Origin of the sequence: Roseicella sp. DB1501, from assembly GCF_013112485.1 — a bacterium.
Classification (GTDB): domain Bacteria; phylum Pseudomonadota; class Alphaproteobacteria; order Acetobacterales; family Acetobacteraceae; genus Paracraurococcus.
The window spans coordinates 274,537-300,692 of the sequence record NZ_JABFHG010000003.1; the positions used below are offsets into that span (position 1 = coordinate 274,537).

Here is a 26,156-nt window from a genome sequence, read left to right on the forward strand (position 1 = left end):
GCGGGCGCTCCGGGGGGAGGTCGGCCGGCAGGCTTAGGCTGCGGCCCCGGCCCTTGCAAGGCGGCAGCCCCGTCTCCGGCAGGCCGGGGCGCCGCCATGCCCCCTATCAGTGCCCCCGCAGGATCTGGCTGAGGAAGGTCTTCAGCCGCTCCGTCTGCGGGTTCTCGAAGACCTGCGCCGGCGTGCCCATCTCCACCACCTCGCCGCGGTCCATGAAGACGACGCGGTCGGCGACCTTGCGGGCGAAGCCCATTTCGTGGGTGACGCAGATCATGGTCATGCCCGTCTCGGCGAGACCGACCATGGTGTCCAGCACCTCCTTGATCATCTCCGGGTCGAGGGCGCTGGTGGGCTCGTCGAAGAGCATGATCCTCGGCTTCATGCAGAGGGCGCGGGCGATGGCGACGCGCTGCTGCTGGCCGCCGGAGAGCTGGCCCGGATACTTGTTCGCCTGCTCGGGGATGCGCACCCGGTTGAGGTATTCCATCGCCAGCGCCTCGGCCTCCTTCTTCGGCATCCGGCGGACCCAGATCGGGGCGAGGGTGCAGTTCTCCAGGATGGTGAGGTGCGGGAAGAGGTTGAAGCTCTGGAACACCATGCCGACCTCGCGGCGGATGTCGTCCAGCGCCTTCACATCGTCGGTCAGCTCGATGCCGTTGACGAGGATGCGGCCCTCCTGGTGCGCTTCCAGGCGGTTGATGCAGCGGATGGTGGTGGATTTGCCCGAGCCGGAGGGGCCGCAGATCACCACCCGCTCGCCGGTTGCGACGGTCAGCGAGACGTCGCGCAGCACATGCATGGTGCCGAACCACTTGTTGACCTTGTCGAGGACGATGGCCGGGGGCGCGTCCGCGCGGGCGGCGGAGGCGATGTGCTCCAGGGTCTCGCTCATCGGCTGATCCTCCTCACCGCCGCCGGTGGCGGTTGAACTCCGCCTCCAGCCGCTGGCTGTATTTCGACATGGCGAAGCAGAAGACGAAGTAGATGGCGCCGACCGTCAGGTAGACCTCGACGCCGAAGCCCTGCCAGGCCGGCTCGATGATCGCGGTCTTGCCGGCGGTCAGCAGGTCGAAGATGCCGATGATCAGCACCAGCGAGGTATCCTTGAAGAAGCCGATGAAGGTGTTCACCAGCGGCGGGATCACCAGGCGCAGCGCCTGCGGCAGGATGATCAGCCCGGTCTTCTGCCAGTAGGAGAGGCCGAGCGCATCCGCCGCCTCGTACTGGCCCTTGGAGAGGGCCTGCAACCCGCCGCGCACCACCTCCGCCAGATAGGCGCCGGCGAAGAGGATGATGGCGATCTGCGCCCGCAGCAGCTTGTCGATGTTCATCCCCTCCGGCAGGAAGAGCGGGAACATCACGCTGGCCATGAAGAGCAGGCTGATCAGCGGCACGCCGCGGATCAGCTCCACGTACAGCACGCAGATCGCCTTGATCGCCGGCAGCTTCGAGCGGCGGCCGAGCGCCACCAGGATCGCCAGCGGGAAGGCGAAGGCGAGGCCGAAGGTCGCCAGGATCAGGGTAATGACCAGGCCGCCCCACCGCTCCTGCGGCACGTAGGAGAGGCCAAGGACGCCACCCCACATCAGCACGCCGATGGCGGCGAGCACCACGACCCAGACCAGCGCCAGCTCCTTCCGCCAGAAGCGGCGCATGGCGGAGACGACGTAGAGGCCGATGAAGAGCAGGATGCACAACGCCGGCCGCCAGTGCTCCTCATAAGGGTAGGTGCCGAAGAGGATGAAGCGGTGCTTTTCCGTCACTACCGCCCAGCAGGCGCCGATGCCCTTCAGGTCGCGGCAGGCCTGGGTCTGGTTGTCCGGCACCGACCAGACGGCGTTGACGATGCCCCATTCGACGAAGCCGATGATCCAGCGGATCACCAGATAGGCCACCAGCAGCGTCACCGCGCTGTTCAGCCAGGAGGAGAAGAGGTTCGCCCGCAGCCAGCCGACGAGGCCGATCTGGCTGGCCGGCGGGCTGCGCGGCGCCGCCTCGGGCACCTTGGCGACGGAGGTTTCGAGCGTCAGGTCACTCATGGCCTTATCTCTCCACCAGCGTGATGCGCGCCCGTAGCTGGCCGCAGGCCAGCGAAGCCGACAGCAGGCAATGCGCGCATGGCCTTATCTCTCCACCAGCGCGATGCGCGCATTGTACCAGTTCATGAAGAGGCTGATGCTCAGGCTGATCGTCAGATAGACGAGCATGATGATGGCGATGCCCTCGATCGCCTGGCCGGTCTGGTTCAGCGTCGTGTTGGCGATGGAGACGATGTCCTGATAGCCGATGGCGACCGCGAGAGAGCTGTTCTTGGTGATGTTCAGGTACTGGCTGGTCATCGGCGGCACGATGACGCGCAGCGCCTGCGGCAGCACGATGCGGTTCAGCACCTGGCCGGGATGCAGGCCGAGCGCCTGCGCCGCCTCCCACTGCCCCTGCGGCACGGCCAGGATGCCGGCGCGCACGATCTCGGCGATGAAGCCCGCCGTGTAGAGGGTGAGGCCGAGCAGCAGCGCGAAATACTCGGGCGAGATCGTCATGCCGCCCCGGAAGTTGAAGCCGCGCAGCTCCGGCCAGTCCACTGTCCAGGGGGCGCCGAGCGCCGCCCAGACCAGCACCGGCAGCGCCACCATCGCGCCGAGTGCGACCGGCCAGACCCGCCGCGGCTGGCCGTCCTGCATCTGCTTCCGCAGCGCCGTCCGGCGATACAGCCAGGTGCCCACCGCGCCGAGGAGGAAGGCGAGAAGGGCGAAGGAATGCGCATCCTGCCACTCCACCCAGGGCAGCTTCAGGCCGCGATTGGAGAGGAAGATGCCGGAGAGGGGCTGCATCGCCTGGCGCGGCCCGGGCAGGCTCTGCAGAATGGCGTACCAGAAGAGCAGCTGCAGCAGCAGCGGCAGGTCGCGGATCACCTCGACATAGACCGCGGCGAGCTTGGCCAGCAGCCAGTTGCGCGAGAGCCGGGCGATGCCGACCAGCGTGCCGAGCAGGGTGGCCAGCACGATGCCGACCACCGCCACCTTCAGCGTGTTCAGCAGGCCGACCATCAGGGCGCGCAGATAGGTGTCGGTCGGGTTGTACTCGATCAGGCTCTCGGCGATCGGCAGCCCGGCTTCGCGACGGAGGAAGCCGAAGCCGGTGGCGATGCGCCGCACCTCAAGGTTGTGCACCGTGTTCGACCAGAGCCACCACACGACGGCGCCCAGCAGGCCGACGACGAGCACCTGCCAGACGATGCCGCGGACCCGTTCATCCGACCAGGACAGGCGCAGCGGGCGTTTCGGCGGCGCCCGGAGCATCCGCGGATCGGTGGTGGACTGGGACATGGGCGCCCTCTTCCTCGGCAAGGGTTGTCAGGCGGAGAGCCGGCGGCGCCGGGTAGGGGCCGGCGCCGCCATGGATGCGCCGGTCCCGGGGCGGGGGCCGGCCGCGGAGGTCACCGGAAGGGCGGCGAGAATTGCAGCCCGCCATTGTTCCAGAGCGCGTTCGGCCCGCGCTTGATGCCGATCGGCGTCAGGGTGCGGTCGAAGAGCTCGCCATAATTGCCGACCACCTTGATCACCTTCACCGCCCAGTCGTCGCTCAGACCGAGCATCGGGCCGAGGCCACCATTCTTGCCGAGGATGCGCTGCACCTCCGGCCGCGGATCATTGCCCAACTTGTCGACATTGGCCTGGGTAATGCCGAATTCCTCGGCGGAGAGCAGCAGGTAATGCGTCCAGCGGAGGATGTCGGCGAAGCGGGAATCACCCTGCCGCACGCCGAGGGCCAGCGGCTCCTTGCTGATCACTTCCGGCAGGATGCTGTGGTCGTCGGGCTTGGGCTGGGCGCTGCGCGTGGCGGCCAGGCCGGAGACGTCCGTGGTATAGGCGTCGCAGCGGCCGGAGACATAGGCGCTGACCAGCTCCTCCAGCCGCTCGATCACCACCGGCGTGAAGCGGATCTTGTTCGCCCGCGCCCAGTCGCTCAGGTTCTGCTCGGTGGTGGTGCCGGGCTGCACGCAGATGGTGGCGCCGTCCAGCTCCTTCGCCGATTTCACGCCGAGGCTGGTCTTCACCATGAAGCCCTGGCCGTCGTAGAAATTCACCGCCGGAAAATCGAGGCCGAGCGAGGTGTCGCGCGACAGCGTCCAGGTCGTGTTGCGCGCCATCATGTCCACCTCGCCGGACTGCAGCGCGGTGAATCGATTCTGCGCCGTGGTCGGGACGTAGCGGACCTTGTTCGGGTCGCCGAAGATGGCGGTGGCGACGGCGCGGCAGTAGTCCACGTCGAAGCCGCGCCAGACGCCCTGGCTGTCCGGCTGGCCGAAGCCGGCCAGGCCGGTGTTCACGCCGCAGATGAGCTGGCCGCGCGCCTTGACCGCATCCAACGTATTCGCCGGCGCCTGCTGCGCCCGCGCCGGTCCGCCCAGCGTCACGCCGAGGCCGATCACCGCGACGCCCAGGGTTTGCAGGCAGGCGCGCGCAAGGGAAAGCCCAAAGGGCTGCATCAAACCACGTCTCCCGTTCCTGCCGCCCTGGGGGCGGCGTTCCCTGTCGTTATGCCCAGCAAATGCTGCGCCAGCAGAGCTGGGAAGCGCAATGCGCATCGATGCGTTCCCGCCGAGGCGCATCCACCGGACCCCATGGCCGATACCGGAATGACCGCGATCCGGCGACGCACGCCGCCGTGAGCCGTGCCCGGCCGATGCCGGCAAGCCGCGCCACGCCGGCGGCACCGGCGCCTCTACCGGGGGAAGTGGGGCAGGCGCGAGGCGTTGCGTCAGGCGAGGTCGTGGCCCGGCAGGCGCAGCTGCATCCCCTCGCCGCCGGCGGCCAGGACAACCTCGCCGCCCGCCTCGCGCACCAGGGCGCCGAGCCGGGCCAGGCCCTCGGTGGCGAGGCCGGCCGGCAAGGTCAGGTCGAGGACGCCTGCGGCGGCCTCCTCGGCCACGCGCAGGCCGAGCGCCGGGCCGCGCGGCTGCGCCTCGGCGATCTGCTGCGCCAGGGCGAGCAGCGCCTCCTCGAAGGCGCTGCGCTCGATCAGCACCGGCGGGTCCAGCTTCGCCAGGCTCAGCGCGAAGGCGCCCGGCGCGGGCAGGATCATGTGCAGCAGGGGCTGCAGCGCCTCGAGCGCCTCGCTGAGCCGGATCGCCACCTGCTCGCCGGCCGGGCGGCGGATCAGCGAGAGGATGGCGCGGCTGGTGCCGTCGAAGCGCCGCGCCGCCTCCTCCACGCGGGTGAGCTGGCGCTGCGGCCCGCCCTCGGCGGCCGTGCGCTTCAGCATCTCGAGATTGGCGAAGATCACGGTCAGCAGGTTGTTGATGTCATGCTGCACCGTGCGCGCCAGCCGGCCGATCGCCGCCATCCTCTCCGCCTGCCGGCGCGGCCCCGCCTCCTCCGATGGCATCGATCCGATCCCACTGTCTGAAGCGCCCTCCAATACTACCGCCGGTGCCATCACGCAGCCGCGCGACGGGCGCAATCCGCGGCACTGCGGCAATCCGGCTACAGTCCCATCTCGGCGATCTCGCGGAACAGCCGCGCCGGCAGGCTGCCGCCCGTGATGCTGTCCATGGGCCGGCCGTCGTCATTGCCGAGCCAGACGCCGATCACGTTGCCGGTGCCGGTGAAGCCGACGAACCAGGCGTCGCGGAAGTCCTGGGTGGTGCCGGTCTTGCCCGCCACCGAGCGGCCGGCCGCCGCCGCCGCCCGGCCGGTGCCGCTGCGCACCACCGCCTCCAGCATCCGCCGCATGGCAGCCGCATCCGCCGGCGCCACCACCCGCTGCGGCGCCGGGCGCGGCACCGGCAGGCTGGCGCCGGTCGCGCTCGCGCCGGCGATGCTGAAGGGCGTCACCCGCATCCCGCCATTGGCGAAGGCGGCATAGGCCGCCGTCAGGTCGAGCAGCGTCACCTCGCCGGTGCCGAGGGCGATGGAGGCATCCCTCGGGAAGCGGCCATCGAGCCCGAGCCGGCGCGCCACATCGGCCGCCGCCTTCGGCCCGCCGCCGCGGAACAGCACCCGCACCGCGGCGGTGTTCACCGACTGCGCCAGCGCCTCCTCCAGGCTGATCTCGCCGCGCGGCCGCCAGGCGCCGTTGCCCGGCGACCAGCCGCCGAGGGTGAGCGGCGCGTCGGAGACCTCGTCCTCGGGCCGCATGCCCTTCTCCAGCGCGGCGAGGAAGACGAAGGGCTTGAAGGCGGAGCCGGGTTGGCGGCGGGCGCTGGTGGCCCTGTTGAACTGGCTGGCATGGAAATCGCGCCCGCCCGCCATGGCGCGGACCGCGCCCGTCGCCGCCTCCAGCACCACCACCGCCCCCTGGCCGACCCCCGCCCGCGCCCCCGGCCCGGCGAGCAGCGCCTCCAGCCGCGCCTCCACCCCGGCCTGCAGCCGGGCGTTGAGCGTCGCCCGCAGCAGCAGGTCGGCATTGCCGGGGAAGGTCTCGGCCAGATCCTCGAGCGCCCAGTCGGCGAACCAGCCGGCCTGGCGGGAGGCCGGCTGCGGCAGGTGCATCCGGCCGAGCTCCCCCTCCATCTGGGTGCGGGTGATGGCGCCGGTCGCCACCATCGCCTCCAGCACTTCGGAGGCGCGGGAGACGGCGAGGTCGGGCGAGGCGCGCGGGTTGAGGCGCGACGGCGCCTTGGGCAGCCCGGCCAGCATCGCCGCCTGCCAGAGGTTCACCCGCTTCGCCGGCACGCCGAAGAACAGCCGCGCCGCGGCATCCACGCCGAAGGCGCCGGCGCCGAGATAGACGCGGTTCAGGTAGATCTCGAGAAGCTGGTTCTTGCTGAAGCGCCGCTCCAGCCAGAGGGCGAGCAGCGCCTCCTGCACCTTGCGGCGCGTGGTGCGCTCGGTCGAGAGGAAGAGGTTCTTGGCGAGCTGCTGGGTCAGGGTGGAGCCGCCCTGCACCACCTCCCCCGCCCGCCAATTGGCCAGGGCGGCGCGCGCCATGCCGAGCGGGTCGAGCCCCCAATGGCGGCGGAAGCGCCGGTCCTCCACCGCGATGAGGGCGGCCGGCAGATAGGGCGGGAGGTCCTTTAGCCGCACCGCCTCGCCATAGAGGTCGCCCTGGGTCGCCAGCATGGCGCCATCGGCCGAGACCAGGGTGACGGAGGGCCGGCGGCTCGCCGCCGGGATGCCGTCCACCCGCGGCAGGTCCCAGCAGAACCAGAGCAGCACCAGAAAAAGGCCGAGCAGGCCGAAGATCGCCCCCTGGATGGCGAGGCCCAGCAGCCTGCGGCCGCGCCGGCGCGGTGGCCGGGCGGGCTCGGGGCGGGGGGAGGGAGCAGGAGCCGGCCGCGGCTTCCGGGCCGGCGCGGGGGCTGCCGGGCGGCGCGCGCGGGCGGCGGGGGCCGGCGACATGTGCGGCGAAGCATAGAGGCGCCGGGCGGAGTCGGGCCAGGGAAAGGACCTTCGACCAGGCCATCGGGCGGCGGTCGCACGCCGCCTGGGATGGGGAGGCCCGCCATGCCGAGAGACGAGGACAGCCTGCCGGAGCCGGGCGACGCCACCGCCCGCGAGCAGGTCATCCGGCTGCAGCGGGACGGCCTCGCGCTGCTGACCTTCCTCGCCGAGCGGCCGGGCCGCGCCCTGGTCGAGACCTCGGCGCGCGAGTTGGACAAGGTCGATCCGGGGCTGATGATCGCCGAACCCGCGGAGATCGCGGCCGATCCGGCCCGGTTCGGCGCGCTGGTCCGCTCGGTCGACCTGCTCGGCCGCGCCGCGGCGCCGGCCACCGCCACCTCCATCCGCCTGACCCGGGCCTATCTCTTCGGGCCGCAGCCCGGCATCACGCCGCGCGAGGCACGGCGCGCCCGCCGGCTGCGGTTCTGCGTGCTCGGCATCCAGGCGGGGCTGCTGCTGGCCGGCCTGGCGGCGATCTTCCTGCTGCTCAAGGCCGAGGAGGGGCGGCGCATCGTCGGGCAGCTCGCCATGGTGCGGACCGATCTCGAGCGCAGCTACGGTGCGCTCTGGAAGCTTGACCGCCAGACCGATTTCGAGCTCCGGCGCTTCTACCGGGGCGAGGACGCGCCGATCGACCAGGAGGATGCGGCGACCAGGCGGGCGGCGCTCACCACCCTCGAGATGTGCTGGCCGGTCGACCCGTCGAATGCCGGCGTCACCGCGACGGAATACCGGCTGCTGCCGGTCAAGCCGCAAGCCCAGACCCTGTGCAGCGACCTGGCGCAGCAGCAGAAGCGCGAGATGCTGGTCTATGCTCGGCTGGCCGCCTGGAACTGCGACATGATGCGGCTCAACCCGCTGAACTGGCGCAACACCCCCCTGCCCTGGTCCGGCCGGGGCGCCGCCGATCCCTGCGGCCAGCCGCCGGCCGAGCTGCTGCCGTCCCATGCCGCCGACTGGCGGCGGACCGAGCTGCGGACCAACGAGGCGGTGCAGGGCCTCTCGGGCTATCTGCTGCCGCTGCTCCTCGGCGGCATCGGCGGCGGCGTCTATGTCCTGCGGCGCATGGACGAGCTGCTGCGAAGCTCGACGCTGACGGCGCGCGACGGCATGGCGGCGGTCGGGCGCATCGTGCTCGCCGCCGTCTTCGGTGGGCTGCTGGCCCTGGTCTTCGGTACCGACGAGCCGGTGAAGCTCGGCAGCTTCAGCCTGACCATCGCGGCCTGGGCCTTCTTCCTCGGCTACGCGCTGGAGACCGTGCTGCGGACGCTCGACGCCGCGATCGAGGGCGTGGTCGGCAGGCTGCGCCCGGCCGAGATGGAGCGGAAGACCGTCCCTGTCGCCCCATTGGCCGCCCCATTGGCTGCCCCATCGCCCGCCGCCCCCGGCACGGGCGCCCCGACCACGCCATGACCGCGTCGGTCGTCCGACGGGTCATTCCGTGCGGCCGCAATCTGCTCTAGCCTTTCCCCGATACGAAGGCTCCGGGGGGAACAAGGCGTGGACTACAGCCACATCATCGTCGGCGGCGGTTCGGCAGGCTCGGTGCTCGCCAACCGCCTCTCGGCGCCGGGCGCGAACCGGGTGCTGCTGCTGGAGGCCGGCCAGGACACGCCGCCCGGGCAGGTGCCGAAGGAGATCGCCGACACCTATCCCGGCACCGCCTATTTCGACCCGCGCTTTCACTGGACCGAGCTGAAGGTCCGCACCCAGGTCGTCTCGCACAACAACCCCGAGGCGGCGCCGCCGCCGCTGCGGAAGTACGAGCAGGCGCGGGTGCTCGGCGGCGGCTCCTCGATCAACGGCCAGATGGCCAATCGCGGCGCGCCGACCGATTACGACGAATGGGCCGCGCGCGGTGCCGCCGGCTGGCACTGGGACGCGGTGCTGCCCTATTTCCGCAAGGTCGAGCGCGACCTCGACATCGCCGATGAATGGCATGGCAAGGACGGCCACATCACCGTCACCCGCATCCCGCGCGAGCGCTGGTGCGAGCACAGCCGGGCGGCGGCCGAGGCCTTCCGCCAGGCCGGCTTCAAGTACCTGCCGGACCAGAACGGGCAGTTCGAGGACGGTTACTTCCCGGTCACCGTCTCGATCGACGGCAAGCAGCGCATGTCCGCCGCCCTCGGCTACCTGAACGAGCAGGTGCGCCAACGCGGCAACCTGACCATCTCCACCCGCACCCAGGCAACTGGGCTGCTCTTCGAGGGCACGCGCTGCATCGGCGTCACCGCCCTCGTCGATGGCCAGGAGCGGGAGTTCCGCGGCCGGGAGATCATCCTCTCCTCCGGCGCCATCCACTCGCCCGCCATGCTGCTGCGCAACGGCATCGGCCCGGTCGGGCATCTGCGGGAGATGGGGATCGCGGTCCGCGCGGCGCTGCCCGGCGTCGGCCAGCGGCTGATGGACCACCCCTCCATCGCCCTCTCCTCCTTCATCCGCCGCCCGGCGCGGCTGGACGATGCGCAGTCCCGCCGGCACATCCTGCTCGGCCTGCGCTACTCTTCCGGCATCCCCGAGGCGCCGAAGGGCGACATGTTCGTCTGCGTCGCCAGCAAGTCGGCCTGGCACGCCGTCGGGCAGCAGATCGGCTCGCTGCTGGCCTTCGTGAACAAGACCTATTCCGAGAGCGGCCAGGTGCGCCTCGCCTCCACGCGCTGGCAGGACGAGCCGCAGGTGGAGTTCAACCTGCTCTCCGACCGCCGCGACCTCGACCGGCTGATGGCCGGCTTCCGCATGCTGGCGGCGATCCAGCTCAGCGGCCCGCTCGCCGCCGTCACCACCGACCCCTTCCCTGCCGCCTATAGCGACCGGGTGCGGGCGATCGGCGTGGTGAACGAGCGGAACCGCTGGCTGACCCGCGCCGTCGCCGCGCTGCTCGACGGGCCGCAGGCGCTGCGCTCCTGGCTCATCGAGCGCTACGTGGTCGAGGGCTTCACCTTCCGCCAGGTGATGGAGGACGAGGAGGCGCTGGAGGCCTTCATCCGCAAGGCTGCCATCGGCGTCTGGCACGCCTCCTGCTCCTGCCGCATGGGGGCGGAGGACGACCCGATGGCGGTGGTCGATACCGAAGGCCGGGTGCGCGGCATCGAGGGGCTGCGGGTGGTGGACGCCTCCATCTTCCCGGTGGTGCCCTGCGCCAACACCAATTTCCCGGTGCTGATGACGGCCGAGAAGATCGCCGACGCGATCCTCGCGGCGCCGAGCCCGGCCCGGGTGCTGAGCGGCGCCGACCCGGCCTGAGAAGCAGGGGCAGGGCAGGCGAGGCGGGGCTTCGGCGCCGCCCCGCCGGCACATTCTGTTGCAGAGTTAATATAACCTGAAGTTTAAATAATCTATGGGTGTCTCGCGCCTTCGAAATCGGGACATGCCATGACCACCATCATCGGACCGGCCGCCGGCCATGCCACGCTGCAGGGTACCGCGGGCGACGACCTCATCACTGCCGCCGGGGCCGGCAACACCATCTACGGCAATGGCGGCAGCGACACCATCAGCGCCGGCCGCTACGGGGGCGCCGAGGTCTTCGCCGGCAGTCTCGACGACGCCGCCTTCGGCATCGCCTCGACGATCCGGCTGAACGGTACCGGCAACGTCCTCCATGGGGGCGATGCCGACTTCAACGTCACCAGCTGGAGCGGCGGCACCACGCTCGAGCTTGGCAACGGCGACAATCACATCAGCCTCGGCGGCAGCGGCAACCAGGTGACGGTCGGCCTCGGGGCCAATGACATCATCGCCGGCGCCGGCGGCGCCTCGGTGCTGGTCAGCGGCCTCGACCTCTATGGCAGCGCCGGCTACGCGGTCGCCACCACCGTGCAGTTCAGCGGCCTCGGCAACAGCTTCAGCAACCAGGCCAGCGGCGGCCGCTACCCGCTCTCGGCCCAGATCACCCTGACCGGCGGCTCGGGCGAAGGGCATTTCGACCTCGGCTGGGGCAATGGCACGCTCCGCACCGGCGGGCTGCACAACGAGATCACCACCGGCTACGGCACCTATGACATCGCCCCCGGCAGCGGCTTCGACACGGTGCATGTGGGCGGCATCTACGGCATCGGCTCGGATGTGACGATCCACCTCGCCGGCACCGGCAACCGGGTGGATGGCCTGGCCTCGCATGCCGCGGTCTCAGGCGGCGCGGGCAACACCGCACTCGACTTCCAGATGACCGATTACGGCGGCACCCTCTACGACATCCATCTCGGCGGCCGCGGCAACCACATCGTGGCGCCGGGCGGCATGGCAGGCAGCGTCATCGATGCCGGCAGTGGCGGGGCCGAGGTGACCTTCTCCGGCATTGGCGACATCACCCTGCGCGGCAGCGGCAACACCGTGCATCTGGACGCGGCCAGCGCCACGCTGCACGACCTCTCCACCGGCCTCGTGGTCGGCACGACGCAGTATGCCGATGCCACCATCCTCGGCTTCGGCGCGGCGCGCGGGGCGGTGGTCGAGATCGCCGCCGATCCGGAGGGCATCGACAGCCTGGCCGAGGTGATGGCGGCGCTGCATGACGACGGCGCCGGCAATGCCGTGCTGACGCTGGCCGGCGGGGCGGTGACCTTCGCCGGGCTGCACGCCTCGGCGCTGCACGACGACAACTTCCGGCTCGTCTGATCCCGGCGGCCCGGCATGGGCCGCTAGTGCGCCGCCCGGTCGCCTTCGCCCGCCAGCGCCGCGGCGACCGGTGACGCGGCGCTCGGCATGGCCGCCTCCGGGCGCGGCGAGGCGGGGGCGGGGACCAGCACGGGCGGGCCCGGCACGGCCGGCAGCATCTGCCTGAGCAGCCCGGCGGTCGCGTCGGTGGCCGGATCGGCCGGCGCTGCCTTCGCCTCGCCGCCCGGCGGCGGGCTGGCCGGGGCGCTGCTTGGTGCATTGGCCAGGGCCGGCTTGGGCGGCTCGCGACGGGCGCCGCCAGGAAGCGTGGCGACCGTATAGTCCGGCACCACGCGGGCCTGGTTGCCGGTGATCACCAGCACCTTCTGGCCGATCACGAGGGGCATCTTGTCGGTCTGGGTGACGGAGAGCAGTTCCTCCTTCTCCGTCCGCACCACGTATTCGAAGGCCTCGGTATCCACCGCGGCGGATTCGCTCGCCCGGCCGACCAGGCCGCCGACCAGCGCGCCTCCCACGCCGCCGAGCGCGGCGCCGATGCCGCCCCCGGGGGTCTGGGCGCCGATCACCCCGCCCGCCGCGGCGCCGGCCGCCGCACCGGTCGAGCCCTCGGCGCTGATCTGGACCTTGCGCAGGCCGACGACCATGCCCTGCTCCACCTTGTTCGCCTGCTGCACGGCGCGGGTCGCATAGGTGTCGGGCGAGTAGCGGTCCCCACAGGCGGCGAGGCCGAGCAGCAGGGCGAGGGGGAGGGCAAGTCGGGACAAGAAGCCGGATCCTCACTGCGGTTGGGCCGGCGCTGCGGCGGGCGCGCGACGGCACCATTCCGGGGGCGCCTTCTATAAGAAAAGCCAAGGGTCTGCCACCCTGGCTTATCAACCTTAAGGCGATGGACCATCCGGGCAAGGCACCGGGCACGACTCGGCGCTTGCCCGGCAGGGCCCGCTTGTGCTTTACGCGCCGCTTCCCTGCCGCCCGCGGAGGCATCGCGCGCGGCTATGCCCGTTTGCGCCCTGGCATCCCGCCCGTGGCCTCGGGCTGAGACAGCCAGAGGGAGATCCCATGCCGCTCTATGAAAGCGTGTTCATCGCACGCAACGATGTCACGCAGCAGCAGGTCGACGCCATCGCCGACCAGGTCATCGCAACCCTCGGCGAGCAGGGTGGCGAGGTCAAGAAGCGTGAATACTGGGGCCTGCGCGGCCTCGCCTACCGCATCAAGAAGAACCGCAAGGGGCACTACATGCTCCTCGGCATCGACGCCTCGCCGGCGGCGATGCAGGAGGTCGAGCGCCAGCTCGGCCTGAACGAGGACGTGCTGCGCGTGCTGACGCTGCGTGTCGAGGCGATCGACGAGGCGCCCTCGGCCATCCTGGCCCGCCGCGGCGACGACCGCGAGCGCGAGCGCGGCTTCCGCGGCCCGCGGCCGGCCGGCCGCTTCAGCAGCGGCCGCCGCGAGCGCGCCGACGAGCGCGAGGAATTCCGCGCCCGGCCGCGCGAGGAAGTCGAAGCCAATACCGGTGGCGAGGAGTAAGCCCGCATGTCCGAAACCACGCCCGACCTGAGCCCCGCCGCCCGCCGCCCGGCCGTCGGCGCCCGCCGGCCCTTCTACCGCCGCCGCAAGTCCTGCCCCTTCTCCGGCCCGAACGCGCCGAAGATCGACTACAAGGACGTGCGCCTGCTGAGCCGCTTCCTCTCCGAGCGCGGCAAGATCGTGCCGAGCCGCATCACCGCCGTCTCGGCGAAGAAGCAGCGCGAGCTGGCCAATGCCATCAAGCGTGCCCGCTTCCTCGCCCTGCTGCCCTACGTCATCAACGACTAGGCCAGGGCGGGGGCGAGGCTTGCCGGAGCCGCAGGAGAGATGCGCGCCGTGACCGCGACCGGGCCGCAGGGCCAGGGACAAGGGCAAGGCCTGTCCAGCCATCCGGGCCTGCTGGCCGCCGGGGCGGCCGGCTGCGTCTCGGCCATCTGCGCCCTCTGGGCGATGCGTGGCCTGCCGCTCGGCACCGGCATCTTCTGGCTCGCCTCCTTCCCGCTCTTCGCCGCCGGGCTCGGCTTCGGCGCGGCGAGCGCGGCGGTGGCGGGGCTGCTGGCGCTGCTGCTGGTCGCGATCTCGGCCGGGGGCTTCGGCGCGATCGTCTACCTGGTGCTCTTCGGGGCGCCGGCGCCGTTGCTGGTGGCCGCTGCCCAGTGGTCGGGCCAATGGTCGGGGCCGGGCGGCGGGCGAATCGGCCTCTCCCTGCCGCTGGCCCTGCTCGGCCTCTGGCCGCTCGCCGTGCTCTTCGGCGCGACGGTGGTGCTGGCCGATGACGGTGGGCTGGAAGGCGCCCTGCGGGAGACGCTGACCCTCTCGCTCGCTCGGCTCGGCCTGCCGGCGCCGGAGGCGCTGGTGGATACGCTGGTGCGGGTGAAGGCCGGCGCCATCGGCTTCTGGGGCGCGGTCGCCCTGCTGGCCAATGCCGGCGCCGCCATCGCCTTCCTGTCCCGCCGCGGCCTCCTGCCGGTCCCGAAGCCGGACTGGACGGCGGTGCGGCTGCCGAACTGGTACCCGCTGCTGCCGGGCGCGGCCTTCGGGCTGTTCCTGGCCGCGCCGGAGGGGGGCGACCTGGTGGCGCTCTCGGCCCTGCTGGTGCTGCTCGTGCCGCTCTTCCTGCAGGGGCTGGCGGGCGTGCACCGGCGGCTGCAGGGCCGGCAGGGCCGGCGGCCGATGCTGGTCGCCTTCTACCTGGCGCTGGTGCTGTTTCTGCAGGTGATCGGCCCAGGCCTCGTGGCGCTGGGCCTCTACGACCAATTCCAGCGGCGCCAGGCGCCGCGCCAAAGCTGACGAAAGGCGCAAGCCATGATCGAACTGATCCTCATGCAACGGGTCGAGAAGCTCGGCCAGATGGGCGAGCGGGTGAAGGTCCGCCCCGGCTATGCCCGCAACTTCCTCCTCCCCAAGGGCAAGGCGATCCGCGCCAACGCGGACAACCTGCAGCGCTTCGAGGAGCAGCGCGCCCAGCTCGAAGCGCAGAACCTCAAGCGCCGCGAGGAGGCCGAGCGGATCGCCGAGCGCGTGACCGGCCTGACCGTCACCATCATCCGCCAGGCCGGCGAGTCGGGCAGCCTCTACGGCTCCGTCTCGGCCCGCGACATTGCCGAGGGCTGCAAGGAGGGCGGGCTGACCGTCTCCCGCTCGCAGGTGCTGCTCGAGCAGCCGATCAAGACGCTCGGCCTGACCAATGTCCGCGTCGAGCTGCATCCCGAGGTGCACATCACCGTCGTGGCCAATGTCGCCCGCTCCCTCGAGGAGGCCGAGCGCCAGGCCCGCGGCGAGGAGATCCTGCGCGAGGAGGAGCCGAGCCTCGAGGACGAACTGCGCGCCGAGATCGGCGCGGCGATGGAGGAGTAAGAACTCCTTACAAAACCGCTGCACGGCTTTGCGAGCCCCCATAGGGCCCCTCCTGCCCAGGCCCGTCACAGCCTGCCGCGCGATGTCGCAGCAGGGCAACGGGCAGCGACGGTTTAGGCAGGCGCTTTAAGGGCCGCCTGTCGGCCCGATGTCACCGGCTCTTCCGCGGCGGGGTCGCGGAAGGCCGCCGATGGCAGGCGATGCCGCGCGCAGGGGCCCTCCGGGGCCCCTTCGTCGTATCCGGCCCTCGGAGGATCCACCCCTGGGACCGGGCGTTGGCGGCGGTGGAATAGCACGGGCCGGGATGCGGGCATGCCGATCGAGGGGGGACGAGCCGCCAGCCGGTACCGGCGGTGCTGAGCGGCACCGCCCTCGTGCTCGGCGCCTCCGGCGGCATCGGCGCGGCGCTGGTCGCGGCATTGCAGGCGGAGGGGCGCTGGCGGCAGGTGATCGGCCTCTCCCGGGGCAGCCTGCCGCCGGTGGATCTGGCGGAGGAGGCGAGCTTGGCCGCCGCCGCGGCCTGGCTGCGGGCGGAGGCGCCCGACCTTGGGCTGGTGATCCTCGCCACCGGCCTGCTGCATGCGGAAGGCCAGGGCCCGGAGAAGAGCTGGCGGCAACTCGATCCCGCCTGGATGACCCGGGTCTTCGCAGTGAACGCCATCGGCCCGGCGCTGGCCATGAAGCACCTGCTGCCGCTGCTGCGGCGCGACGGCCCCGCGGTCTTCGCCGCCCTCTCGGCCCGGGTGGGCAGCATCGGCGACAACCGGCTCGGCGGCTGGTGGAGCTACCGGGCCTCGAAGGCGGCGCTGAACCAGCTGCTGCGGACAGCGGCGATCGAGCTGCAGCGGGTCAATCTCGGCGCCGCCTGCGTCGCCATCCATCCTGGCACCGTCGATACGGGCCTCTCGGCGCCCTTCGCCCGGGCCGGGCTGGCAGTGCAATCGCCCGCGGAGGCGGCCGGGCGCATCCTGGCGGTGCTGGAGGCGCTGGAACCGGCGCAATCGGGCGGATTTTTCGACCATCGCGGCGCGCCGATCCCGTGGTAATCAGCCCTGCCTGCGACGGAGACGAGAGTCGATGGCCAGCGCCAGCTTCGGGCCCTGGGTTGAGCGGATCGCTGGATTGATTGGCACCGGCCGGGACCGCGGCTGGGTGACGCGCGCCGAGATCGGCGCGGCCCTGGAGGGTCCGGCCTCCTCGCCGGCCTTCATCAAGGAGGTGCTGGCTGCGCTGGCCGATCTGGGCATCGCGGTGCGGGGTCGCCCGCCGCCGCCGGACCAGGCCTTCACGCGTCTCGTCCGCCTTGGCCGGGCCCGCGGCTACATCACGGTGGACGAACTGAACGCCGCCTTGCCGCCCGGGCTTTCGGCGGAGGCGATCGAGCTGCACCTGGCCCGGCTCAGCGATCTCGGGATCGAGGTGGTCGAGAGGGAGCCGGGCGACTAGAGCGTGATCGCTTGAGATGGAAACGCCGAAAAGCGTGACTCACGCGATCAAACAATGGTCTGGAGCATTCCCCGTTCACCTGCGTTCACGGCAAATGCTCTGGCCGATTGTCTTCAGAGCATCTTCACCCGATCAGGTGATGCCATCTGATCGGGGTCTGCTCTAAGCCCACCCGCGCTCAGGCTGCCTTGCTGGCCCATTCCTTGTTGAAGGCGAGGGCAGCCAGGGTGCAGACCGCGCCGGACAGGAGATAGGCCCCCACCGACAGCAGGCCGAAGCGCGTCGACAGCAGTAGCGCGGCGAGCGGCGCGAAGCCGGCCCCGATCAGCCAGGACAGGTCCGAGGTGATCGCCGCGCCGGTGTAGCGGCGCTGCGCCGAGAAGGACGAGTTGATCGCGCCCGAGGACTGGCCGAAGGCGAGGCCGAGCAGGGTGAAGCCGAGGATCATGTAGATGAGCTCGCCGGTCTCGCCGCGGTCGAGCAGCTGCGGCGCGAAGCCGCTATAGGCGCCGATCAGCATCGCCGAGATGCCCAGCAGCATCCGTCGCCCGATACGGTCCGCGATCACGCCGGAGGCAAGGATCGCCAGGACGCCCACCACCGCTCCGATCATCTCGGTGACGAGGAAGCGGTCGGCGCGCTCGTGGTTGAAGAGCACGGACCAGGAGAGCGGGAAAACGGTGACCAGGTGGAACATCGCAAAGCTGGCGAGCGGCGCGAAGGCGCCGAGCAGGACCGTGCGCCATTCGTGCCGCAGCGTCTCGCCGACCGGGGCCGGCTGCAGGGCGCGCGATTCATAGAGCTCGCCAAATTCCGAGGTCGCCACCAAGCGCAGGCGGGCGAAGAGGGCGACGGCGTTGATGGCGAAGGCGACGAAGAACGGGTAGCGCCAGCCCCAGCTGAGGAAATCCTCGGATGTCAGGGTCACCAGGAAGAAGGCGAACAGCCCGGAGGCCACCAGCAGGCCGAGCGGCGCGCCGAGCTGCGGGATCATGGCATACCAGCCGCGGCGGGCGGCCGGGGCGTTCAGCGCCAGCAGCGAGGGCAGGCCGTCCCAGACGCCGCCCCAGGCGATGCCCTGGCCGATCCGGAACGCGGCCAGCAGGAAGGCCGCGCTGGCGCCCACCTGCTCGTAGCCGGGCAGGAAGGCCATCGCCATCGTTGAGCCGCCGAGCAGGAACAGGGCGATGGTGAGCTTCACGCCGCGGCCGTGCATCCGGTCGATGGCCATGAAGATGACGGAGCCGAACGGACGCGCGATGAAGGCAAGGGCGAAGATGACGAAGGAGTAGAGCGTTCCCGTCACCGGATCGACATAGGGGAAGACGAGGGACGGGAAGACCAGCACGGAAGCGATGGCGTAGACGAAGAAATCGAAGAACTCGCTGGTCCGGCCAACGATCACGCCAATCGCGATCTCGCCCGGTGCAACGCTGTGGTCACGGCCCGTGACGAGTCTGGCATCCTGCTCCAGTGGCGTGGAGCTCGCGGTGGCATTGGCCTCACTCATGGTCGAATCCCATCCTGGTCCTCAACCTCGTCCGGCGTCATGCTACCATCCTGCGCTTCCCGCCCGAAAGGGGCTTGCCCGAAGATTGGCCAGAATGTCCAATGTCATGCCTGCACTATGGCCTGTAAGGGCTTGCCATGCGTGAACGGTTGATTCCGATGCTGAGGCGCCTTCCTCGCGCCGCGACGATCATCCCGATGGTCATGCTCGCGGGTTGCGACATGGTCGTGATGAATCCGACCGGCGACATCGCCATCCAGCAACGCAACCTCATCCTGATCGCAACCGGGCTGATGCTGCTCATCATCGTGCCCGTAATGATCCTCACCATCCTCTTCGCGTGGCGGTACCGGGCCAGCAACACCAAGGCCACCTACGATCCGCGCTTCGACCACTCGATGTCGCTGGAACTGGTGATCTGGTCGTGCCCGCTGCTCATCATCATCTGCCTCGGCGCGATCACCTGGTCGAGCACGCATCTCCTTGACCCGTTCCGACCGCTCGATCGGATCGCCGCGGGCAAGCCGGTCCCGCCGGGGACCAAGCCGCTCGAGATCCAGGTCGTGGCGCTCGACTGGAAGTGGCTGTTCATCTATCCGGCGCAGGGCGTCGCCACGGTGAACGAGCTGGCGCTGCCGGTGGACGTGCCCGTACGGTTCTCCATCACCTCGAGCACGCAGATGAACACCTTCTACGCGCCGACCCTGGCGGGGATGATCTACGCCATGCCGGGCATGCGGTCGGAGCTCAATGCCGTGCTCAACGCGCCGGGCGATTCCTGGGGCTATTCCGCCAACTACACCGGCGCGGGCTTCTCCGACATGCGCTTCCGGCTGCGTGGCCTGGACGCGGCGGGCTTCGAGGACTGGATCCGACAGGCGAAGACGGGCGGTGCGCTGGACACGAACGAGTATCTCGCGCTCGACCGGCCGAGCATCCGCGCGCCGGTGATGCGCTTCGGCACGGTCGCGGACGGGTTGTTCTACCGGGCGCTCAACCGCTGCGTCGAACCGGGCACGCCCTGCGCCGCGGAGGTGATGGCGCGCGACATGGAGCGGATGCGCGGCAAGCCGGGCATGCCGCCCTCGCATGGCGGCACGCATGGCTCGGCGCCGACGCCGGCTCTCCTGAAGCCACCCGAGGAGAAGGGCTCGGGCCCGAACATCACCGCGCCGCAGCCGCCCGCGGGGCCGGACCAGCGCATTCCCCACAACTAGAGATCGGAAGCCAGGTGCCGGCGTGACACGCTGCATTCCTCTCCTCGCCCTCCATGCCAGGGACGGCCTCACTGCTGGATCATGCCATGTCAGAGCATAGCTTGCAGAAGACGATCTTCGGCCGTCTCACGCTCGAATCCTTCCCGATCCACGAGCCGATCCTGCTCGTCACCTTCATCGTGGTGGCGCTGCTCGGGCTCGGCATCCTGGCGGCGCTGACCTATTTCCGGCTCTGGGGCTATCTCTGGAAGGAGTGGTTCACCAGCGTCGACCACAAGCGCATCGGCATCATGTACGTCATCCTCGGCATCGTCATGCTGCTGCGCGGCTTCGCCGATGCGCTGATGATGCGGGCGCAGCAGGCGGTCGCCTTCGGCCCGAACGAGGGATACCTGCCGCCGCACCACTACGACCAGATCTTCACCGCGCATGGCACGATCATGATCTTCTTCGTCGCCATCCCGCTGGTCGTGGGGCTCATCAACTTCGTCATGCCGCTGCAGATCGGCGCGCGCGACGTGGCCTTTCCCTTCCTGAACAATCTGAGCTTCTGGCTCACCGTCTCCGGCGCCGCCCTCGTCATGATGTCGCTTTTCGTCGGCGAGTTCGCGCGCACCGGCTGGCTGTCCTACGCGCCGCTCGCCGGCCTGGAGTACAGCCCGGATACCGGCGTCGACTACTATTTGTGGGCCTTGCAGATAGCCGGCGTGGGCACGACGCTGTCGGCCATCAACATGGTGGCCACCATCATCAAGATGCGCGCGCCGGGCATGACGATGATGAAGATGCCCGTCTTCTGCTGGACGGCGCTGTGCAGCAACGTGCTGGCGGTGGCGATCTTCCCCATCCTGACCGCCGCCTTCGCCATGATGATCCTGGACCGCTACATCGGCACCCACTTCTTCACCAACGACATGGGGGGCAGCCCCATGATGTACTGGAACCTGGTCTGGGTCTGGGGCCATCCGGAGGTCTATGTGCTGGTTCTGCCGGTCTTCGGCATCTATTCCGAGGTAACCTCGACCTTCACCGGCAAGCGGCTCTTCGGCTACTCGTCCATGGTCTATGCGACCGTGGTCATCACCATCCTGTCCTACCTCGTCTGGCTGCACCACTTCTTCACCATGGGCTCCGGCGCGAGCGTGAACTCCTTCTTCGGCATCGCCACCATGGTGATCTCGATCCCGACCGGCGCGAAGATCTTCAATTGGCTCTTCACCATGTATCGCGGCCGCATCCGCTTCGAGCTGCCGATGATGTGGGTTGTCGCCTTCATGCTGACCTTCGTCGTCGGCGGCATGACGGGCGTGCTCCTCGCCGTGCCGCCGGCGGATTTCGTCCTGCACAACTCGCTGTTCCTGGTGGCGCATTTCCACAACGTCATCATCGGCGGCGTGGTGTTCGGGCTGCTGGCCGGCATCACCTACTGGTTCCCGAAGGCCTTCGGCTTCAAGCTCGACCCGTTCTGGGGGAAGGTATCCTTTTGGGGTTGGGTCATCGGCTACTGGATCGCCTGGACGCCGATGTATGTCGCGGGCCTCATGGGCGTGACCCGGCGGCTGAATCACCTCGATGACGTGACGCTGCAACCCTATTTCGTGGTGGCCGCCATCGGCGCCCTCATCATTCTGGTCGGCATCCTCGGCACCGTGATGAGCATCGTCATGGGCATCGTGCGGCGCCAGCAGCTGCGCGACGTGACGGGCGACCCCTGGGATGGCCGGACGCTGGAATGGTCCACCTCCTCGCCGCCTCCGGCCTACAATTTCGCCTTCACGCCGGTCGTGCACGACCTGGATGCCTGGTACGACATGAAGGAGCGCGGCTACAAGCGGCCGGCCGGCGGCTTCCGCCCGATCCACATGCCGCGGAACACCGGCGCCGGGGTCTATCTCTCGGTTCTCGCCCTGGCGCCGGGCTTCGGCATGATCTGGTACATGTGGTGGCTGGCGGCGATCAGCGCCATCGGCCTGCTCGTCGTCGCCATTGGGCATACCTTCAACTACAACCGGGACTACTTCATCAGCGCCTCCGACGTGGCGCGTACCGAAGGAGAGCGCGGGCGGCTGACGGCGGCGGGGGCGTGAGATGACGGCCTCCAACCGCACCTTCCACCTGGCCGAGGCGGAAGATCACGACCACGCCCACGGCAATGGCGCGACGATCCTCGGCTTCTGGATCTACCTGATGAGCGATGCGCTCATCTTCGCGGCGCTCTTCGCCACCTTCGGCGTCCTGAGCAGCAATTTCGCGGGCGGGCCCACGCCGCACGAGATCTTCGACCTGCCGCTCGTCGCACTCAACACCAGCCTGCTGCTGCTGTCCTCCATCACCTTCGGCTTCGCCATGCTGGAGATGGAGGCGGGCCGGCTGGGCGGCACCCGGCGCTGGCTGGTGATCACGGCGCTGTTCGGGGCGGGCTTCCTTGGCGTCGAGCTCTATGAATTCGCCAGCCTCATCGCCGAAGGCGCGGGGCCGCAACGCAGCGGCTTCCTCTCCGGCTTCTTCACCCTGGTCGGCACGCACGGCCTGCATGTGCTGTTCGGCCTGATCTGGATCACGACGATGCTGGTCCAGCTCGGCCAGCGTGGCCTGATCCTCGAGAACAAGCGCCGGATGCTGTGCCTCAGCATGTTCTGGCACTTCCTCGACATCATCTGGATCGGCGTCTTCACCTTCGTCTACCTATTCGGAGCGCTTCGATGACCGCGCCCCCGGCCACGGCCGCCCCTGATCTGCACGGCCATGGGGACACCCACGGCCACGGCACGCGGCGCGGCTATCTGATCGGCTTCGCCCTCTCGGTCGTCCTCACGGCGATCCCGTTCTGGCTGGTGATGACGGGGGTGCTGCAGAATGCGCAGCTGACGGCCCTGCTGATCTTCGCCTGCGCGATCGTGCAGATCGTCGTGCACGTCATCTACTTCCTTCACCTCACGACCAAGGCCGAGGGCGGGTGGACGCTCATGGCTTTCGTCTTCACCGTCGTGATCGTGGGCATCACGATCGGCGGGTCGATCTGGATCATGTACCATCTCAACGCCAACATGATGCCCATGATGCCGGCCGAGGCCGGCAGGTGACCTCTTGCCGAGGCGGTCCGGAGCGAAGCGCTGGCGCCTGACGCTGCTCCTGGCGCTGGCGACGGCGCTGTTCATGGCGCTGGGCGTCTGGCAGGTCCATCGCCGGAGCTGGAAGCTGGACCTGATCGCCGCGGTCGACCGCCGTATTCATGCAGCGGCAGAGCCTGCGCCGAGCCCGGCGGCCCTCGCCGCGGGAACGGCCCAGGCGCTGTCCTATAGCCGCGTCCGCGTCTCCGGCACCCTGCTTGATGACCGGGCGGCGCGCGTGCAGGCGGTGACCGAGCGTGGGGCCGGCTTCTGGCTGCTGGTGCCCCTTCGGACGGATCAGGGCTGGATCGTCCTCATCAACCGAGGCTTCGTGCCGCCCGGCTGGCACGCCGCAGGCGTGGTCGGAGATGTCACCATCACCGGCCTGCTCCGCGCCTCCGAGCCGGGCGGCGGCTTCCTGCGCGGCAACGATCCCGCCGGTGATCGCTGGTTCTCGCGCGACGTGGCCGCGATCGCCGCGGCCCGGCATCTCGATAACGTCGCCCCCTATTTCATCGATGCCGATGCTGGCCCGGACCCCGCTCGCTATCCCATCGGCGGCCTGACGGTGGTGTCGTTCCGCAACGCGCATCTCATCTATGCGATCACCTGGTTCGGCCTGGCGGCGCTCGGCCTGGCGGGGATTTGGATCCTGTGGACGGATCACGGGGAGGTGGGCTGAGGCGAGGCCTAGGATGCATGCGTGACAGTATCCGCATGGACCTCCGCCACATTGGCTGGATATCATCCGGGCAAAGCGGAGATTGCGCGGATATACCGCGCTGCGAGGAAACAATGGACGATTGCGATCAGCTCGTGCGCGAGTTCGAGCGCGCCATGGCGGCGCGACGCGCTGCGGTGGGATGGCTCAAGGCCTTCGAAGCGGCGCTCGTGGAGCGGGATGCCGGGCGGGTCGGTGCCCTGTTCCAGGAGGATTGCCACTGGCGTGACGTCCTTGCCTTCACCTGGCATCTGACCTCCACCGCCGGGCGGGAGGGCGTCGCGGCGCGTCTGGTGGCAGAGCAGGGGCGCGTGGCGGCGCATGGCTTCCACCTGCCGCCGGGCCGCAAGCCGCCGCGGCAGGTGAAGCGCCTCGGCATCGACAGCATCGAGGCGATCTTCGAATTCGCCACGGCCGAGGGACGCGGGGCCGGCATCATCCGCCTCTCCACGGCCCCCGATGGCGCGATGCGGGCCTGGCTGCTCTCGACCACGCTGGAAGCCCTGGCTGGCCATGAGGAGAAGATCGGCGACAATCGCCCGAGCGGCGCCGCCTATTCACGGAATTTCGGCGGCGACAACTGGGCCGATATGCGCCGGAAGGCCAGCGCCTATGAGGACCGCGACCCGACGGTGCTGGTGATCGGCGCCGCGCAGGCTGGCCTTTCCATCGCCGCGCGGCTCAACCAGCTCGGCGTCGATACGCTCGTGGTGGAGAAATGGCCGCGCATCGGCGATAGCTGGCGCAAGCGCTACCACTCGCTGGCGCTGCACAACTCGATCCATCTGAACCATCTGCCCTACATGGAATTTCCGCCGACCTGGCCGAAATACATCCCGAAGGACATGCTCGGGAACTGGTTCGAATTCTACGCCGACGCCATGGAGATCAACTGCTGGACGGATACGGAATTCGTCCGGGCGAGTTGGGACGAGGCGACGAAGTGCTGGACCGCTTGGCTGCGGCGGGGCGATGGCAGCGAACGCAGCCTCCACCCGCGGCATCTCGTCTTCGCCAATGGCGTCAGCAGCTATCCGATGATCCCCGACCTGCCCGGCCTCGACGAGTTCCAGGGCGAGGTCATTCATTCCGAAGGCTTCGACAGCGGCGCCGCCTGGAGCGGGAAGAAAGCCCTCATCCTCGGCACGGGCAGCAGCGCCAATGACATCGCGCTCGATCTGCACAGCCATGGCGTGGCGACGACGCTAATTCAGCGGGGCTCGACGACCGTCATCTCCATCGATCCCAGCGCCCGGCTCAACGAGGCGATCTGGGACGAGGGCGGGCCGCTGGAGGATTGCGACCTGATCGTCGCCTCGGCGACGCCGCCGCTGATCCTGAAGGGCTACAAGGCCGTCACGCAGCGCATGCTCGATCTCGACCGCGAGATGATCGCCGGCCTCAAGCGCATCGGCTTCCGGCACGATGTCGGCGAGGACGAGGCCGGGCACCAGATGAAGTATTTCCGGCGCGGCGGAGGTTACAACCTAGATGCCGGCAGCTCGGCCCTGATGATCAAGGGCGAGATCGGGCTGTTGCCCTACGAGCGGATCGAGCGCTTCGCAGCTCAGGGCGTGCTGCTGAAGGACGGATCGGTGGTGCCGGCCGATCTCATCGTGCTGGCGACCGGCTATTTCCCGCAGCAGGAACTCGTGCGCCGCGCGCTGGGCGAGGAGATGCTCGCGCGCATCGGCCCGGTCTGGGGCCTCGGCGAGGATGGCGACCTGAACAACATGTACAAGCGCACGCCGCAGGAAGGACTATGGTTCATCGCTGGCGGCCTGTCGCAATGCCGGATCAACTCGAAATACCTCGCCCTGCAGATCAAGGCTATGGAGCTGGGAAAGCTCGGGCCGCTCTGACCGCGCGGCACCTGCCGCTTCGGCTGATGGCGGAGGCGGGTCGCGCTGCCGCTGCCCTTCGCGCTATCACGACCGTATGACGCGCATTCCGGGCGGCCGTTTCCTGCGACACCTCGCTGGCCATGGGCGATCGAGAGGGATCGCGGCCGGCGCGGTCGGGCTCATCTTCCTGGGCTGGGCAGCCGCGGCGCGCACGCCGGATCGAGACGTGCTGTGGCGGATCGTTCACGACCAATGCGTGCCGAACCAGCAACAGAATGACACGCCTGCGCCCTGCTCCCTCGTCGTGCTCAAGCAGGGTGTCGACCGAGGCCATGCCGTCCTGAAGGACATTCGTGGCGCGACGCAATTCCTTCTCATCCCGACCCGCCGGGTGAGCGGCATCGAGAGTCCCGAACTGCTCGAGCCGGACGCGCCGAACTACTTCGCCGCGGCCTGGGAGGCGCGGCGCTTCGTGGAGGAACGCGCCGGCCGCAGCCTGCCGCGCGACGGCATCAGCCTCGCCATCAATTCCAGCCTCGCCCGCAGCCAGGATGAGCTGCACATCCATGTCGACTGCCTGCGCGTCGATATTCGTGACAGCCTGCGCGAGCAGGCGGCCAACATCACCGACCGCTGGGCACCCCTGACCGTGCGGCTCGCCGGGCAGCGATACCTGGCGATGCGGGTCCGCGGCGCCAGCCTGGACGGGCAGGATCCATTCCAACTCCTTGCGGCCGGGGTGCCCGGAGCCCGGCAGGAGATGGGCCGCTACACCCTTGTTGTCGTTGGGATGGAGCGACCCGGCGGCGAGCCCGGCTTCATTCTTCTCGCCGCCCGTGCGGATGCGGCGACGGGCCATGATGGCTGGGGCGAGATCCTGCAGGACCACGCCTGCGCGCTCGCCCAGGGCTGAGCC

The 26,156-nt window shown here is 69.8% G+C and carries 24 protein-coding genes; 16 read left to right on the plus strand and 8 right to left on the minus strand.

Features of this window, described 5'->3' with window-relative positions:
- Window positions 1-106: 106 nt before the first annotated feature.
- From HJG45_RS07585 to HJG45_RS07610, 6 genes are all read right to left on the minus strand, one after another.
- Entirely contained in the window at window positions 107-892 is a 786-nt protein-coding gene (locus HJG45_RS07585; RefSeq protein ID WP_171611494.1) for an amino acid ABC transporter ATP-binding protein, read from the minus strand.
- A 13-nt stretch (window positions 893-905) separates the two neighbouring features.
- Window positions 906-2,039 (minus strand): amino acid ABC transporter permease, encoded by a 1,134-nt coding sequence (locus tag HJG45_RS07590; RefSeq protein ID WP_171611495.1) that lies wholly within the window; start codon window positions 2,037-2,039, stop codon window positions 906-908.
- An 84-nt stretch (window positions 2,040-2,123) separates the two neighbouring features.
- Complete coding sequence (locus HJG45_RS07595; protein ID WP_171611496.1) at window positions 2,124-3,326, minus strand: amino acid ABC transporter permease; 1,203 nt, start codon at window positions 3,324-3,326, stop codon at window positions 2,124-2,126.
- 110 nt (window positions 3,327-3,436) lie between these two features.
- Window positions 3,437-4,489, minus strand: coding sequence for an amino acid ABC transporter substrate-binding protein (locus tag HJG45_RS07600; RefSeq protein ID WP_171611497.1), 1,053 nt, complete (start codon window positions 4,487-4,489; stop codon window positions 3,437-3,439).
- A gap of 272 nt (window positions 4,490-4,761) precedes the next feature.
- Window positions 4,762-5,388 (minus strand): histidine kinase dimerization/phospho-acceptor domain-containing protein, encoded by a 627-nt coding sequence (locus HJG45_RS07605; RefSeq protein ID WP_171611498.1) that lies wholly within the window; start codon window positions 5,386-5,388, stop codon window positions 4,762-4,764.
- A gap of 98 nt (window positions 5,389-5,486) precedes the next feature.
- A complete protein-coding gene (locus tag HJG45_RS07610) occupies window positions 5,487-7,343 on the minus strand; it encodes a transglycosylase domain-containing protein (protein WP_217362859.1) in 1,857 nt (618 codons plus the stop codon).
- Between the two features lie 105 nt (window positions 7,344-7,448).
- Here HJG45_RS07610 and HJG45_RS07615 point away from each other — a divergent pair, with 105 nt between their 5' ends.
- From HJG45_RS07615 to HJG45_RS07625, 3 genes are all read left to right on the plus strand, one after another.
- Window positions 7,449-8,798 carry a hypothetical protein gene (locus HJG45_RS07615; RefSeq protein WP_171611499.1) on the plus strand — a complete coding sequence of 450 codons (1,350 nt, stop codon included), beginning with the start codon at window positions 7,449-7,451 and terminating at the stop codon, window positions 8,796-8,798.
- An 87-nt stretch (window positions 8,799-8,885) separates the two neighbouring features.
- Window positions 8,886-10,631, plus strand: coding sequence for a GMC family oxidoreductase N-terminal domain-containing protein (locus tag HJG45_RS29365; protein ID WP_171611500.1), 1,746 nt, complete (start codon window positions 8,886-8,888; stop codon window positions 10,629-10,631).
- 129 nt (window positions 10,632-10,760) lie between these two features.
- Window positions 10,761-12,005 carry a hypothetical protein gene (locus HJG45_RS07625; RefSeq protein ID WP_171611501.1) on the plus strand — a complete coding sequence of 415 codons (1,245 nt, stop codon included), beginning with the start codon at window positions 10,761-10,763 and terminating at the stop codon, window positions 12,003-12,005.
- Between the two features lie 23 nt (window positions 12,006-12,028).
- Here the strand turns inward: HJG45_RS07625 and HJG45_RS29175 are convergent, their stop codons facing one another.
- Window positions 12,029-12,769, minus strand: coding sequence for a hypothetical protein (locus HJG45_RS29175; RefSeq protein WP_171611502.1), 741 nt, complete (start codon window positions 12,767-12,769; stop codon window positions 12,029-12,031).
- A gap of 295 nt (window positions 12,770-13,064) precedes the next feature.
- Here HJG45_RS29175 and rpsF point away from each other — a divergent pair, with 295 nt between their 5' ends.
- The 6 genes from rpsF to HJG45_RS28280 all read left to right on the plus strand — a co-directional run bounded on the left by rpsF (window position 13,065) and on the right by HJG45_RS28280 (window position 16,838).
- Entirely contained in the window at window positions 13,065-13,535 is a 471-nt protein-coding gene (gene rpsF / locus HJG45_RS07635; protein ID WP_171611503.1) for a 30S ribosomal protein S6, read from the plus strand.
- Between the two features lie 6 nt (window positions 13,536-13,541).
- Window positions 13,542-13,823, plus strand: a complete 282-nt coding sequence (gene rpsR / locus HJG45_RS07640; RefSeq protein ID WP_132288893.1) for a 30S ribosomal protein S18 — start codon at window positions 13,542-13,544, stop codon at window positions 13,821-13,823.
- A 48-nt stretch (window positions 13,824-13,871) separates the two neighbouring features.
- Entirely contained in the window at window positions 13,872-14,825 is a 954-nt protein-coding gene (locus tag HJG45_RS07645) for a hypothetical protein (protein ID WP_171611504.1), read from the plus strand.
- Window positions 14,826-14,840: 15 nt separating this feature from the next.
- Complete coding sequence (gene rplI / locus HJG45_RS07650; protein ID WP_171611505.1) at window positions 14,841-15,392, plus strand: 50S ribosomal protein L9; 552 nt, start codon at window positions 14,841-14,843, stop codon at window positions 15,390-15,392.
- A gap of 353 nt (window positions 15,393-15,745) precedes the next feature.
- The gene (locus tag HJG45_RS07655; RefSeq protein WP_368040538.1) at window positions 15,746-16,438 is read left to right on the plus strand and encodes an SDR family NAD(P)-dependent oxidoreductase; all 693 of its coding nucleotides are present in this window, start codon (window positions 15,746-15,748) and stop codon (window positions 16,436-16,438) included.
- Between the two features lie 31 nt (window positions 16,439-16,469).
- Window positions 16,470-16,838, plus strand: a complete 369-nt coding sequence (locus tag HJG45_RS28280) for an RNA polymerase sigma factor region1.1 domain-containing protein (RefSeq protein ID WP_174890414.1) — start codon at window positions 16,470-16,472, stop codon at window positions 16,836-16,838.
- Window positions 16,839-17,016: 178 nt separating this feature from the next.
- On the opposite strand, the gene HJG45_RS07665 is transcribed toward HJG45_RS28280, so the two are convergent.
- A complete protein-coding gene (locus HJG45_RS07665) occupies window positions 17,017-18,348 on the minus strand; it encodes an MFS transporter (RefSeq protein WP_171611506.1) in 1,332 nt (443 codons plus the stop codon).
- 158 nt (window positions 18,349-18,506) lie between these two features.
- On the opposite strand from HJG45_RS07665, the gene cyoA reads away from it, so the two are divergent.
- The 7 genes from cyoA (at window position 18,507) to HJG45_RS07700 (ending at window position 26,153) form a co-directional block, all read left to right on the plus strand.
- Entirely contained in the window at window positions 18,507-19,565 is a 1,059-nt protein-coding gene (gene cyoA, locus HJG45_RS07670) for a ubiquinol oxidase subunit II (protein WP_254452344.1), read from the plus strand.
- A gap of 86 nt (window positions 19,566-19,651) precedes the next feature.
- Window positions 19,652-21,652: a cytochrome o ubiquinol oxidase subunit I gene (cyoB, locus tag HJG45_RS07675; RefSeq protein WP_171611508.1), complete on the plus strand. Its 2,001-nt coding sequence runs from the start codon at window positions 19,652-19,654 to the stop codon at window positions 21,650-21,652.
- A gap of 1 nt (window position 21,653) precedes the next feature.
- Window positions 21,654-22,271, plus strand: coding sequence for a cytochrome o ubiquinol oxidase subunit III (gene cyoC, locus HJG45_RS07680; RefSeq protein ID WP_171611509.1), 618 nt, complete (start codon window positions 21,654-21,656; stop codon window positions 22,269-22,271).
- Window positions 22,268-22,648, plus strand: coding sequence for a cytochrome o ubiquinol oxidase subunit IV (gene cyoD, locus HJG45_RS07685; RefSeq protein ID WP_171611510.1), 381 nt, complete (start codon window positions 22,268-22,270; stop codon window positions 22,646-22,648). The genes cyoC and cyoD overlap by 4 nt, the downstream gene beginning before the upstream one ends.
- Before the next feature lie 4 nt (window positions 22,649-22,652).
- Complete coding sequence (locus HJG45_RS07690) at window positions 22,653-23,357, plus strand: SURF1 family protein (RefSeq protein ID WP_302479719.1); 705 nt, start codon at window positions 22,653-22,655, stop codon at window positions 23,355-23,357.
- Between the two features lie 113 nt (window positions 23,358-23,470).
- Window positions 23,471-25,258 carry an NAD(P)/FAD-dependent oxidoreductase gene (locus HJG45_RS07695; protein WP_171611511.1) on the plus strand — a complete coding sequence of 596 codons (1,788 nt, stop codon included), beginning with the start codon at window positions 23,471-23,473 and terminating at the stop codon, window positions 25,256-25,258.
- 76 nt (window positions 25,259-25,334) lie between these two features.
- Window positions 25,335-26,153 (plus strand): CDP-diacylglycerol diphosphatase, encoded by an 819-nt coding sequence (locus HJG45_RS07700; RefSeq protein WP_171611512.1) that lies wholly within the window; start codon window positions 25,335-25,337, stop codon window positions 26,151-26,153.
- Window positions 26,154-26,156: the final 3 nt, after the last annotated feature.

Excerpts from the sequence above, each read along its gene's own strand:
- HJG45_RS07585 (WP_171611494.1), bottom strand. The coding sequence starts at position 892 with ATGAGCGAGACCCTGGAGCACATCGCCTCCGCCGCCCGCGCGGACGCG.
- HJG45_RS07590 (WP_171611495.1), bottom strand. The coding sequence starts at position 2,039 with ATGAGTGACCTGACGCTCGAAACCTCCGTCGCCAAGGTGCCCGAGGCG.
- HJG45_RS07595 (WP_171611496.1), bottom strand. The coding sequence starts at position 3,326 with ATGTCCCAGTCCACCACCGATCCGCGGATGCTCCGGGCGCCGCCGAAA.
- HJG45_RS07600 (WP_171611497.1), bottom strand. The coding sequence starts at position 4,489 with ATGCAGCCCTTTGGGCTTTCCCTTGCGCGCGCCTGCCTGCAAACCCTG.
- HJG45_RS07605 (WP_171611498.1), bottom strand. The coding sequence starts at position 5,388 with ATGCCATCGGAGGAGGCGGGGCCGCGCCGGCAGGCGGAGAGGATGGCG.
- HJG45_RS07610 (WP_217362859.1), bottom strand. The coding sequence starts at position 7,343 with ATGTCGCCGGCCCCCGCCGCCCGCGCGCGCCGCCCGGCAGCCCCCGCG.
- HJG45_RS07615 (WP_171611499.1), top strand. The coding sequence starts at position 7,449 with ATGCCGAGAGACGAGGACAGCCTGCCGGAGCCGGGCGACGCCACCGCC.
- HJG45_RS07625 (WP_171611501.1), top strand. The coding sequence starts at position 10,761 with ATGACCACCATCATCGGACCGGCCGCCGGCCATGCCACGCTGCAGGGT.
- rpsF (WP_171611503.1), top strand. The coding sequence starts at position 13,065 with ATGCCGCTCTATGAAAGCGTGTTCATCGCACGCAACGATGTCACGCAG.
- rpsR (WP_132288893.1), top strand. The coding sequence starts at position 13,542 with ATGTCCGAAACCACGCCCGACCTGAGCCCCGCCGCCCGCCGCCCGGCC.
- rplI (WP_171611505.1), top strand. The coding sequence starts at position 14,841 with ATGATCGAACTGATCCTCATGCAACGGGTCGAGAAGCTCGGCCAGATG.
- HJG45_RS28280 (WP_174890414.1), top strand. The coding sequence starts at position 16,470 with ATGGCCAGCGCCAGCTTCGGGCCCTGGGTTGAGCGGATCGCTGGATTG.
- HJG45_RS07665 (WP_171611506.1), bottom strand. The coding sequence starts at position 18,348 with ATGAGTGAGGCCAATGCCACCGCGAGCTCCACGCCACTGGAGCAGGAT.
- cyoA (WP_254452344.1), top strand. The coding sequence starts at position 18,507 with ATGCTGAGGCGCCTTCCTCGCGCCGCGACGATCATCCCGATGGTCATG.
- cyoB (WP_171611508.1), top strand. The coding sequence starts at position 19,652 with ATGTCAGAGCATAGCTTGCAGAAGACGATCTTCGGCCGTCTCACGCTC.
- cyoC (WP_171611509.1), top strand. The coding sequence starts at position 21,654 with ATGACGGCCTCCAACCGCACCTTCCACCTGGCCGAGGCGGAAGATCAC.
- cyoD (WP_171611510.1), top strand. The coding sequence starts at position 22,268 with ATGACCGCGCCCCCGGCCACGGCCGCCCCTGATCTGCACGGCCATGGG.
- HJG45_RS07695 (WP_171611511.1), top strand. The coding sequence starts at position 23,471 with ATGGACGATTGCGATCAGCTCGTGCGCGAGTTCGAGCGCGCCATGGCG.
- HJG45_RS07700 (WP_171611512.1), top strand. The coding sequence starts at position 25,335 with ATGACGCGCATTCCGGGCGGCCGTTTCCTGCGACACCTCGCTGGCCAT.